The 12,112-nt window shown below is 50.0% G+C and carries 10 protein-coding genes; 5 read left to right on the forward strand and 5 right to left on the reverse strand.

Annotated features, from left to right (window positions below; genetic code table 11):
- Positions 1 to 538, reverse strand: a 538-nt coding sequence (gene dgt, locus BZG84_RS12460) for a dGTP triphosphohydrolase (RefSeq protein ID WP_131826268.1), incomplete at its 3' end; no start/stop codon positions are given.
- An 807-nt stretch (positions 539 to 1,345) separates the two neighbouring features.
- On the opposite strand from dgt, the gene BZG84_RS12465 reads away from it, so the two are divergent.
- The 3 genes from BZG84_RS12465 to BZG84_RS12475 all read left to right on the forward strand — a co-directional run bounded on the left by BZG84_RS12465 (position 1,346) and on the right by BZG84_RS12475 (position 5,171).
- Positions 1,346 to 3,025, forward strand: coding sequence for an aspartate:alanine antiporter (locus BZG84_RS12465; protein ID WP_069587238.1), 1,680 nt, complete (start codon positions 1,346 to 1,348; stop codon positions 3,023 to 3,025).
- 100 nt (positions 3,026 to 3,125) lie between these two features.
- Entirely contained in the window at positions 3,126 to 3,800 is a 675-nt protein-coding gene (locus BZG84_RS12470; protein WP_077479707.1) for a response regulator, read from the forward strand.
- Positions 3,801 to 3,803: 3 nt separating this feature from the next.
- Complete coding sequence (locus tag BZG84_RS12475; RefSeq protein ID WP_077479708.1) at positions 3,804 to 5,171, forward strand: ATP-binding protein; 1,368 nt, start codon at positions 3,804 to 3,806, stop codon at positions 5,169 to 5,171.
- Between the two features lie 144 nt (positions 5,172 to 5,315).
- Here the strand turns inward: BZG84_RS12475 and pgsA are convergent, their stop codons facing one another.
- From pgsA to BZG84_RS12495, 4 genes are all read right to left on the reverse strand, one after another.
- Positions 5,316 to 5,876 (reverse strand): CDP-diacylglycerol--glycerol-3-phosphate 3-phosphatidyltransferase, encoded by a 561-nt coding sequence (gene pgsA / locus BZG84_RS12480; RefSeq protein ID WP_069591012.1) that lies wholly within the window; start codon positions 5,874 to 5,876, stop codon positions 5,316 to 5,318.
- 49 nt (positions 5,877 to 5,925) lie between these two features.
- Positions 5,926 to 7,758, reverse strand: coding sequence for an excinuclease ABC subunit UvrC (gene uvrC, locus BZG84_RS12485; protein WP_077678274.1), 1,833 nt, complete (start codon positions 7,756 to 7,758; stop codon positions 5,926 to 5,928).
- On the reverse strand, positions 7,758 to 8,402 hold the full coding sequence (gene uvrY, locus BZG84_RS12490; RefSeq protein ID WP_069591014.1) for a UvrY/SirA/GacA family response regulator transcription factor: 645 nt from the start codon (positions 8,400 to 8,402) through the stop codon (positions 7,758 to 7,760). The genes uvrC and uvrY overlap by 1 nt, the downstream gene beginning before the upstream one ends.
- A gap of 305 nt (positions 8,403 to 8,707) precedes the next feature.
- Complete coding sequence (locus tag BZG84_RS12495) at positions 8,708 to 10,156, reverse strand: NAD-dependent succinate-semialdehyde dehydrogenase (protein WP_077479710.1); 1,449 nt, start codon at positions 10,154 to 10,156, stop codon at positions 8,708 to 8,710.
- A gap of 214 nt (positions 10,157 to 10,370) precedes the next feature.
- On the opposite strand from BZG84_RS12495, the gene BZG84_RS12500 reads away from it, so the two are divergent.
- Together BZG84_RS12500 and trxC are read left to right on the forward strand one after the other, a co-directional pair.
- Entirely contained in the window at positions 10,371 to 11,507 is a 1,137-nt protein-coding gene (locus BZG84_RS12500; protein ID WP_077479711.1) for a M14 family metallopeptidase, read from the forward strand.
- Between the two features lie 136 nt (positions 11,508 to 11,643).
- Positions 11,644 to 12,075, forward strand: coding sequence for a thioredoxin TrxC (gene trxC / locus BZG84_RS12505; protein WP_077457788.1), 432 nt, complete (start codon positions 11,644 to 11,646; stop codon positions 12,073 to 12,075).
- Positions 12,076 to 12,112: the final 37 nt, after the last annotated feature.

Here is a 12,112-nt window from a genome sequence, read left to right on the forward strand (position 1 = left end):
CATATAAGAATTTGTTACTGTTATTCTTTTTATTAGAGAAGTATTTAGTTATAGCCATGAGAGTACGCACATTTAGATTTAGCCCCGGGTATGCATAATGCTTCTTTTCTAACGTACGTAATATTCGGAATGCTTGAGCGTTCCCCTCGTAACCTCCACACCCTGAACTCAATTCGTTGAGTACAACTTCACCATAATGTCCAAAAGGCGGATTACCAATATCATGTGCTAATGACGCTGTTTCCGCTACAACCGTATGCTGTAACTTGAGGTCGTAAGCAATCGAGCGAGCAATTTGTGCCACTTCCAAACTATGCGTCAGCCGATTTCGATTGAACTTATTAGCGTCAACACCGAGCAGTTGCATCTTACCTTGCAGACGTCTGAAGGATGATGAGTATAGAACTCGAGCATAATCACGCATCAAATCTTGGCGGTACTTAGAACGGCCATCACTGTGCTCGTGTACACGATATTCTAATTCAGAGACTATTTTCTCTTGCTCTTTTGCATACTTAATTACGTCATCATCGTACATATTTTTCTTTTTCATTTATTATCCAACCAGCTAATTTTTTGCTTATAGCACTATTAGCGCGCATGCTCACTTCCCCAAAACCATTATACGCGCCTTTTATTTCTTAACTTACTGTTATTAATGGCATTTATAGCGATTACTGTCTGTCTCTTTCCCGGCGAAAGTGTGCATGCCGCCTATCACGGCTGGTGCATTCACACTATCCCCAAACCTAACAATGTAACCCATTGATGAATAGATTCTTTTATTTTACTGGACTGAGAAAGCGTAAGTGCATGATGAGAAAGTGTGCATCCGATTAGGCTTTCTATCCGATAAGCTGGTTAACTATCCAGTCTTTGCCCACGCTACCGCCCATCGATTGTCCGCATCCGGTAAGCGTTCTGTCTCTTTGTTTACTTTTTAGCCTACCAAATGTCTAAATACCTTTTCATGCGCTAGTGTCCAAAATGTTAGCTAGCGCTTGTTCTGTGATATTCGCTCCAAAAAATTACTTTGCGGTCGGTTACAGGAGTCGCGTTTGGCGGGTGTAGGCTAGGAAAATAGCAGGCGTAAAAGTGTCGTCTTAGCGGTGTTTGGGGGGAGGCAGAAAGGCGCCAAGGCTGGGTGTTAGCGAGGGTGACAGTTTGCGTCTAGAAACTCGGCGGTGGTGAATTCTTTGGTTTAACTTGACCAAACGCGGTTAATTGGTCCTTTTTTACGCAAAATTAATGATTATTTCACTAAATTTGTACAACAAATTGTGATTTAGGTTGGTATAATTTTCACCACTTTAACCTCCTCCGCACGCTGTTGGATATTTGTGCTGTGAATATAGACGTCAATAACCTCCTGCTCCAAAACGATATTTTGCTCCTTTTTGTGGTACTTGCCATGGGCCTTGCGGTTGGAAAGGTCAAAATTGGTAATGTGCAATTGGGTGGATCCATCGGTGTACTGTTTACCGCGATCATTTTCGGTAACGCTGGGTTCACCTTCTCGCCAGATGCGCTCAGCATCGGTTTTATGCTGTTTATCTACTGTGTAGGTATTGAGGCAGGCCCGAACTTTTTTGGCGTTTTCTTCCGCGATGGTAAGTCGTATTTGCTACTGGCGCTCACCGTGCTGCTCAGTGCCATTGGCTTAACCTTGTTTTTCCAAGAGCAATTGGGGCTGGATATCAGCATTGCCACCGGCATGATGGCAGGTGCGCTGACTGCCACGCCGGTACTGGTAGGCGCGAAAGATGCCCTAAATTCCGGACTTACGGGCGTCGAGGGTGAACAGCTAGGCATGATGATCGACAACCTCAGTGTCGGTTATGCCATGGCGTACTTAACCGGCTTGGTGAGCTTGATTGTGCTGGCGAAATTGATGCCGAAGTTACAGCGCCACAACTTAGAGCACTCTGCACAGCAAATCGCCATTGAACGCGGCTTGGGGAGTGAGTCGCAGCGTAAAGTTTATTTACCTATTATTCGCGCCTATCGGGTCGGCCCTGAACTAATTCAGTGGATTGATGGCCGCAATCTGCGCGAGCTGGGTATTTATCGTCAAACCGGCTGTTACATCGAGCGAATTCGTCGTAATGGCATTTTGGCTAACCCAGATGGTGATGCGATTTTGCAAGAAGGCGATGAAATTGCACTGGTGGGCTATCCCGATAGCCATGCTCGCCTCGACCCCAGTTTCCGCAACGGCAAAGAAGTGTTTGATCGCGATCTGCTCGACTTGCGCATTGTCGAAGAAGAAATCGTGGTAAAGAACGACAGCGTCGCGCAGAAGAAGCTATCCGATCTCAATCTGTCAGAATATGGCTGTTTCTTAAACCGTGTGGTGCGCGCACAGGTAGAAATGCCAATGGACCAAGGCATTATTCTCAATAAAGGTGATGTGCTGCAGATCAGCGGCGAGAAAAGCCGTGTGAAAGGTCTGGCTGAGCGCATTGGTTTTATCTCGATTCACAGCCAAATGGCCGATCTGCTCGCGTTCTGCTGTTTCTTTATTCTCGGCCTTGGGCTGGGGATGATCACCATGACCTTCGGCCAAGTGACCTTTGGTTTGGGTAATGCCGCTGGTTTGTTGCTGGCGGGAATTAGCTTGGGCTACTTGCGCGCCAATCACCCCACGTTTGGTTATGTGCCACAAGGGGCGCTGAACATGGTCAAAGAGCTCGGGTTGATGACATTTATGGCTGGCATTGGGTTAAGTGCCGGTGGCCGTTTATTTGAATACATCGCCGATATGGGCTTTTCAGTGATCATTGCCAGTATCTTTATCAGCGTGATCCCTGTGATTATCGCCTATTTGATTGGCGCTTATGTGCTGAAAATGAACCGTGCGTTGTTGTTCGGAGCTATTGTCGGTGCGCGTACCTGTGCGCCTGCGATGGATATGATTAACGAGCATGCCCGCAGCACCATTCCGGCGCTGGGTTATGCAGGCACCTATGCGATTGCCAACGTGATCCTCACCTTGGCCGGTACTCTGTTGATCATTCTGGTGTAATTTATTGGCTAACCTTCTATTCGGTCAGCAATAATTCAGCGACTATGCATATAATAAAAGCGTCCAATTTGGGCGCTTTTTTGCTCACAAGGGGTTACGCATGCAGGTGCTTATTATCGAAGATGATTCAATTCTCAGTCATCATATGAAAACAGAGCTGACCGAGCTGGGCCATCATGTACGCTGTGCCAGCACAGCCAGCGAGGGATTGTATTATGTCGATCAATATCCGAATGATATTGCAATCATTGACTTAGGCTTGCCCGATCAAGATGGTATTAGTTTGATTCGCGACATTCGTGCCAAGGGTCTGCGTGTGCCTATTTTGGTGTTAACCGCCCGCGCGAATTGGCAGGATAAAGTGGCTGGACTGGATGCCGGCGCGGACGATTATTTGGTGAAGCCGTTCCAAAAGCCGGAATTGGTGGCACGGCTGAATGCCTTGGTGCGACGCAGTGCCGGTTTTGTGAAACCTACCATTACCGCAGGCGATATCGAGCTCGATTTGCTGGCTAAATCCGTCTCGGTAAAAGGCCAGCCTTTAGAGCTGACCGCCTTTGAGTATGATTTGTTTGAGTACTTGATTCGTCACAGCCGCGAAGTGATCTCCAAACAACGTTTACTCGATGTACTATATTACGACCAAGACGGCGATCCGAATACCATCGAGGTGATGATTAGCCGTTTACGCAAAAAACTGATACAGAGCGGTCATGAAAACCCGATTTCAACCGTACGTGGTCAAGGGTATCTTTTTGAAATTCAAGCTGAGTAATTCATGAAATTAGATCAATTCGCTTTGTGTCGTTGCCGCACGCGGCTGCGAACCCGTGTGCTTGCTACCTCGATCGGTATTATTTTACTGTTTTCGATTGCTCTTGCAGCGTTGATTAATAAGCTGTATCAGCAAAACTCAATGGCGACGTACTCGCGCGATTTGGTGTCGCAAATTCCGATGGTCATGGCTCAGCTCAGCCGCGATGGCTTAATCCGTGCCGACCAGCTCACCGCGTGGATCCAGTCGCTTGACCCGTCGAGCTCGGATTATATGTCGGTGCTCTGCACCCCAGAAAATCATACGTTATGGACATCGCGAGATGTCAAAGCCTTAAAGGTGGACGATATTTGTACCCTCTTCCCTTCGCAAGCCACTACACCACAGTATTTATCCATTGCGGGCGTCAACGTAGTAGCCCAACGGCTATCTTCTGATAAGCAGCCGAGCGATAGCCCTAACCATTTGTATGTGCTGCGTAATGTAGGGCAAGAAAAGCAACATCTCACCAACTTGGAAACAGAGACATGGTTTTATATCAGTTTGCTGTTCTTTTCTGCCTCTGCCCTGGTTGTGGCGGCGTGCCATTGGAGTTTTTCGCCACTGCGCCGCTTGGCGAAAGAGCTGATTGCGATCACCGAATCGCGTCAACAAACCTTGGACAGTGATTACCCTGATGAGCTGCAAGATCTCACCCAAGCACTCAATCAGATGATCACACAGCGGGAAAAGCAAAAAGTGCGTTATCGTCACGCCATGGATGACTTGGCACATAGCCTTAAAACACGCTTAGCGGCCACCAACGCCCTACTCGATGATAACAGCTTGAATCGCGAGCAATTGAACAAGCGTATTTTGGAGCAAGTCAGCCAAATGGATGACATGGTTCAGTACCAGCTTAAACGGGCTTTGGTGGGGCAACGCGGCCTAAAGCGTGATGACAGCTCGCTCACCATTCCTGTCGATAGTCTGACGGGTATGTTAGATAAAGCCTATCGGGATAAACCCGTGACGGTGATCCGTGGCTTTGCTGAAGATGCCACCCTCCCGCTTCATCGCAGCGATCTGATGGAGCTGTTGGGGAATTTACTCGAGAACGCGTACCGCTTTTGTCTTGAGCAGGTGCTGATCCGATTGGAAGATAAAGGCGATGCGTGGCAGCTTTCTATCGAGGATGACGGTCCCGGCGTGCCGGAGTGCTATCGCGAGAGTATTTTTCAGCGCGGTGTGCGTGCCGATCAGCTAAATCCGGGCACGGGGATTGGCTTGGCGGTGTGTGATGAAATTATTGCCAGCTATGATGGTTCCATTCAAGTCACCCAATCCTCATTACAGGGCGCCGCGTTTGTTCTCACCCTGCCCAAACGCTAGCTAACACCGTGTGTTATACCAATAAAAAACGCAGCCGTTTGGGCTGCGTTTTTTATTAAGCTATGTTTTCACTGGGCTGCAGATATATCGGATTCGGCGAAGCTGCGCATTTCCCACTCGCTAAGGCCGAGACGCCAACGCGAGCTAATCGCTGTCTGGATCTGCTAACAAATCGTCTTTAGCAGCCATCATATATTGGTACATCGACCAATAGGTCAGGCCAGTTGCAGCATAGAGCGCGACATAACCTAGCCATTCAATCCAAGGGGCGGCGTGCCAAAGCAGCATCGTCAGAGCAAACATTTGTGAGGCCGTTTTAAATTTGCCCACCCAAGAGACAGCAACGCTGGCGCGTTTACCAATTTCCGCCATCCACTCGCGCAATGCCGAAATAATTACTTCTCGCGCAATCATGGTCGCAGCGGGAATTGTGACCCAAATGGAGTAGTAATGCTCGACAATCAACACCATGGCAATTGCCACCATCACCTTATCGGCAACAGGATCGAGAAAGGCGCCAAAACGGGTCGATTGTTTTAAACGGCGAGCTAAATACCCATCCAACCAATCAGTAACACCAGCAATCACAAAAACGAGTGCCGCGGCAAACGGAGCCCATTCGTAGGGCAAATAATAGGCGATGACAAAGACCGGAATTAGCGCAAGGCGCAAAAAGGTCAAAATGGTGGGTATATTAAGGCGCATGCTCAGCTTTTTATTGTTGGATTGACTACGTTATGTTGCCCCATTGCCTCTAACCTTGCAATGAGGAATGAATTTTCTCTGCCAGTGTTCGGCTGATCCCGGGGACTTTGGCGATTTCTTCGACACTGGCGTTGCGCAACTCTTGGATCCCACCAAGATATTTCAGCAAAGCTTGGCGACGTTTCGGACCAATACCTTCGATTTGGGTCAGCACACTTTGTTTGCGTGCTTTTCCGCGTGCGGCCCGGTGTCCAGCAATAGCGTGATCATGGCTTTCATCGCGAATGTGTTGAATAAGATGCAACGCCGGTGAGTCGGCCGGCAACGAGAATTGCTCGCCAGAGACTTTGATCAGTGTCTCTAGGCCCGGTTTACGGCTGGTTCCTTTGGCAACACCCAAAATAAGCGGATGAATGGGCCAATCGGCGATCAGGGGTTTAAGTACCTCCCACGCGCGATTGAGCTGTCCTTTACCCCCATCAATCACAATAATATCGGGGATTTTTTCTGGCTCGAGCTGTTTGCTGTAGCGACGAGTCAGCACTTGGGCCATTGCAGCGTAATCATCGCCGCCGGTGATCCCTTCAATGTTGTAACGGCGATACTCTTTTTTTAGCGGGCCATCTTGGTTAAACACCACGCACGACGCCACGGTTTTTTCACCCATGGTGTGGCTGATATCAAAACACTCCATCCGTTTGACCGGGTTTAACCCTAGCGTTTCTTGCAACACCTTGTAGCGGTGCTGGATGGTCATACGATGGTTTATCTTGCTGGTTAACGCTGTACGCGCATTGGTGTTGGCTAGCTTTAAGAAGCGTGCCCGCGCGCCGCGTGGTTTGCTTTGCAGTTGCACACGCCGCCCGGCGATTTCACTCAAGGTATCTGACAACCAGGTAAGATCGTCGCCGATGTCATCAGAAATCAAAATGTGGCTAGGAATGGTGCGCCCTTCTGCTTGGGCCAAATAAAACTGGCTAACAAAGCTAGACACCACTTCGGCAGGTTCCGTCTCCGCCGGCATTTTGGGGAAATAGCTGCGGCTACCTAACACCTTACCTTGGCGTAAAAACAGCACATGAATACAGGCCACACCGTTCTCAAGTCCAAACCCGATCACATCCAGATCTTCGTCGCTATCTTGCGAAACAAACTGCTGCTCTTGCACACGGCGCAAAGCTTGGATTTGATCGCGGTATTCGGCGGCTTTTTCGAATTGAAGCTGCTGACTGGCGGTTTCCATTTTTTCCACCAGCGAATCGATCACTTGGCGATTTTTGCCCTGCAAGAATAAACGGGCAAAATTCACCTGCTCGGCGTACTCCTCATCACTGACCAATCCGGGCACACAAGGCCCCGCACACCGACCAATTTGATACATCAAACAGGGGCGACTGCGGTTGGCGTAAACGGAGTCTTCGCATTGGCGAACGGGGAAAATTTTCTGCAGCAAATGCAGGCTTTGTCTCACTGCGCTCGCATCCGGAAACGGGCCGAAGTATTCGCCCTTTTTCTTTTTCGCACCGCGATGAACCGCCAAGCGAGGATGGGTATGGCMGCTTAGATAAATGTAGGGGTAGGATTTATCATCGCGCAGCAACACGTTGTATTTCGGCAGGTGTTGCTTGATGAGGTTGTGTTCAAGGATCAGCGCTTCGGTTTCCGTGTGAGTGACGGTGACTTCCACATTGGCGATGTTGCGCACCAAGGCTTTGGTTTTTTCGCTGGAAACTTGCACACGAAAGTAGCTGGCAAGACGCTTGCTCAGATCTTTCGCCTTACCCACATAAATGATCTCACCCGAGGCGTCCATCATGCGATAAACGCCCGGTTGGTGAGGCACCGTTTTTAAAAAGCTTTTTGAATCAAATGTGTCTGGCACTACAGAGTCTCGGTATCTAACATCCCGTGACGAATGGCGAGGTGAGTCAACTCCACATCCCCGTTAATGCCTAGCTTGCTAAACAAACGATAGCGGTAACTATTAACGGTTTTGGGGCTTAAACTGAGCTGCTCGGAAATGTCCGTGACTTTTTGCCCTTTGGTGATCATCAGCATGATCTGCAATTCACGCTCAGACAGCTCCTTGAAAGGGTTGTCAGAAGAAGCGGAGAACTGACTAAGCGCCATTTGCTGGGCAATATCCGGGGAAATGTACCGTTGGCCACTATTGACCATGCGGATCGCATTCACCACTTCGTCCGCGCCCGCCCCTTTGGTGAGATAGCCCGCGGCACCCGCTTGCATCACCTTGGTTGGGAATGGGTTCTCGGTATGAATCGTGAGTACGATGATCTTGGCATCCGGCGAGTAGCGAAGCAACTTACGTGTGGCTTCCAAACCCCCGATGCCCGGCATGTTCATGTCCATCAGGACAATATCGGCGTGATTTTGCCGACACCACTTGAGTGCGGCTTCACCGCTGTCGGCTTCCCCTACCACTTTAATTCCACGGACGTCTTCTAATAGACGTCGAATCCCTGTGCGAACCAGCTCGTGATCATCTACAAGGAAAACAGTGATCAATCTTGTATCTCCACTTGGTTTGGTTCGCCAACTTGTTGCTTCACCGCAACGGTTGGACGTGTCTTAACGCATATTACTTGAGTTTTACCACGGATGAAAAGGCAACAACAGGGCCGATGTACCGAATCGCAAATTTTCATACACTAAACTGTCAAAAAACAGTCAACCCGTCTAAATTATGGCCAACACGGCGGCATTTGCAGCAAGTTGCTAGCCATAAATGGAGTAACGTCATGTTGACATGTCAGCATTTTTGAACACATCGCGGCCCTATCCGTGATTACGAGTGGGCTTGACCCCATAGGCTATAGCGCCAAACACAGATACTTCATTTCAAGGTATTCATCCAAGCCCCATTGTGACCCTTCTCGGCCCAAGCCTGATTGTTTCACCCCACCAAAGGGCGCCACCGCGGTTGAAATAAGTCCGGTATTAATTCCCACCATGCCGTACTCCAAGGCTTCTGCGACACGATGCACGCGGCTAATGTCTCGCGCATAAAAATACGACGCCAGACCAAACTCGGTATCGTTCGCCATTGCGATAGCCTCAGCGTCATCATTAAAAGCAAACAAGGGCGCAACCGGACCGAAGGTTTCTTCTTTAGCAATCCGCATCGCCGGTGTGGCATGTTTGATGACCGCAGGCTGAGTAAAGTTTTCCCCTAACTCTGGGCAATCGCCGCCAAGCAGGATCTCGCCACCGTGTTGCTTGGCATCGTCCAAATGTGCTTTCACTTTGTCGATCGCACCACGATTAATCAGCGGGCCAATGTCCACCTTGTCATCGGTGCCAAGACCGACACGTAATTGACTAACCGCTTGTGTGAATTTTTCTGCGAAGGCGTCATAGATACTCGATTGCACATAGATTCGGTTCACACAAACGCACGTTTGTCCCGCATTGCGGTATTTAGCCGCAATGGCACCTTCAACCGCTGCATCGATATCCGCATCATCAAAAACAATAAACGGCGCATTGCCCCCCAACTCCAGTGACAGCTTTTTAATGCTTGGCGCGCATTTTTCCATCAGTTGTGCGCCAATTTCCGTCGAGCCAGTGAATGAGAGCTTACGTACCCGATCATCGCTGCAAAGCGTGTCGGCAATCGGCCCAGCCGTGCCGGTGACAATGCTTAGTACCCCGGCAGGCACACCCGCGCGCAGTGCCAGTTCTCCTAGCGCCAACGCCGACAACGGTGTATCACTGGCCGGCTTCACCACCATCGTACAACCTGCCGCCAGTGCTGCCGCGGCTTTGCGGGTGATCATCGCGGCCGGAAAATTCCAAGGCGTAATCGCTGCCGTTACGCCAATCGGCTGCTTGATCACAGAGATGCGTTTATCGGCCTGCTCGGCAGGAATAGTCGCGCCATATACGCGCTTCGCTTCTTCAGCAAACCACTGCAAAAATGACGCCGCGTATTGGATCTCGCCCGCGGCTTCTTTCAGCGGCTTGCCTTGCTCAGCGGTCATGATCGCCGCTAAGTCGTCTTTGTGTTCCAGCATCAGCTCGTACCAGCGGTACAATACATCGGCACGGGCTTTCGCCGTTAGCGCACGCCACTCGGGCAAAGCCGCATCAGCGGCATCAATTGCTTGTCGTGTTTCCTCGGCGCCCATATTGGGTACGTTTGCCAAACACGTTCCATTGGCAGGATTGGTCACCGGGCGTGTTTTTTGGTTGTGGGCATCTTTCCATTGACCGTTAATCAGTGCTTGTGTCTTAAGCAGCGTCATGTCCTGCAATTGCATAATGGCTCCTTTTTTGTTCAAAGGCGTTGCGCGTTCACCCAAATCATACTGGCACCTTGCCAGCTCACGAATAGCACGGCAAGATATTCGCTGAGATCAACGACTATAAGCCAGTAAATGCACAATGTCTGCTCAAGTAGACAGCAAATAACCACAACGGCTTATAGATACCGGCGCAAACACAGCTGGCCCTTCAACAGAAAAAGGATGCTCTATGCGTATTTTTAGCCAGTTCGATAGCGGGAATATCCGCGTTCTGAATGACGACGACATCAACAATATCCAGCTTGCCATTCACCAAGACAATCAGTCTGAGTTTTATCAGTGGTTCCACTTTCGCCTTGAAGCTGAGGTCAATCAGGCCCATACGCTCCATATTCAGCAGCTTGCAGGCTCTGCCTACCCTGAAGGCTGGAAAGATTACCAAGCGGTTGCCTCATACGACCGTGATACCTGGTTCCGTGTTCCTACTGAATTCGACGGCGATACCTTGACCATAAAGGTGACGCCGCAACACGGCTCGATGTACTTTGCGTATTTCGCACCGTATAGCTATGAGCGCCACTTGGATTTGATTCATCAAGCGCAAACCTACCCACAGTGCCAATTAGAAACGCTTGGCCAAACCCTAGATGGCCGCGATATTAGCCTCTTGAAAATTCGCGCTGATTTAGGGGAATCCGCCCAACCGAAAACGCCCATTTGGCTGATTGCCCGCCAGCACCCCGGCGAGACCATGGCGGAATGGTTTATGGAAGGTTTGCTCGACCGCTTGCTTGACGACACGGACACCACCGCCCGTGCGCTGTTGGAAAAAGCAGACTTTTACATCGTGCCCAATATGAATCCCGACGGCAGCGTACGCGGCCACTTGCGCACCAATGCCGTCGGTGCCAACTTAAACCGCGAATGGGAAACGCCAAGCCTTGAGCGCAGCCCTGAGGTATATCATGTTCGTGCCCGTATGGAGCAAACTGGGGTGAAAATGTGCCTCGATATTCACGGCGATGAGGCGATACCGTACAACTTTGTAGCCGGTTGCGAGGGGATCCCATCTTACGATGAACGTATGGCCGATCTTGAAAACCGCTTCAAACGTGCGCTGCTTACCGTGACGCCGGAGTTTCAAGACGAGCATGGCTATGAAAAAGACGCGCCCGGTAAAGCCAATTTAACCGTAGGATCGAACTGGATTGGCGAGCGCTTTAAATGTTTGTCATACACGGTTGAAATGCCGTTTAAAGATCACAACGACCAACCGGATCCAGACTTTGGCTGGTCACCTGCGCGCAGCCAAGCCTTTGGTCGCGATATGCTCAGCGCCATCCTCGCGGTAGTGGATACACTGTAACGCACCCAATATGCGCGAGACTCAAAAGCCGATGCCGCGTCATCGGCTTTTTCTATGTCTGTCATAGATTATTTCTGTTTTCGCTCGTCGGCAAAGGCTCGTAAACTAGCCACAAATCATTCGACGAGGAACAATAATGACAACCCTAACCTCACGTTGCCCTCACTGCCAAGCAATGAACCGCATTCCGAGCGAACGCGTGAACGACGCGCCCAAGTGTGGCAAGTGTCAATCAGCGCTATTGGAAGGAAAACCCATTGAAGGCACCAGCGATAACTTTGCTGCCTTACTTAATAGCGACAAGCCAGTGGTAGTGGATTTTTGGGCCCCTTGGTGCGGACCATGCCAAAGTTTTGCACCTGCCTTTGAGGCCATCGCCGAACAGGAAGAAGGCCGTGCACTGTTTGTGAAAATTGATACTGAAGCACAACACGCGCTGGCGGCACAATATCGTATTCGCAGCATTCCGACGCTAATGGTGTTTAAAAACGGCGAGCGCGTTGACATGATGAACGGCGCCCTGCCTCAAAATGCCTTTAGCGACTGGCTAAGCCAGCACCTTAGCTAATCGCTATTCGCTAACCATTCTTTCATAATGATCACGC

Origin of the sequence: Salinivibrio sp. PR932, assembly GCF_001996125.1 — a bacterium.
Taxonomy (GTDB): Bacteria; Pseudomonadota; Gammaproteobacteria; order Enterobacterales; family Vibrionaceae; genus Salinivibrio; species Salinivibrio proteolyticus.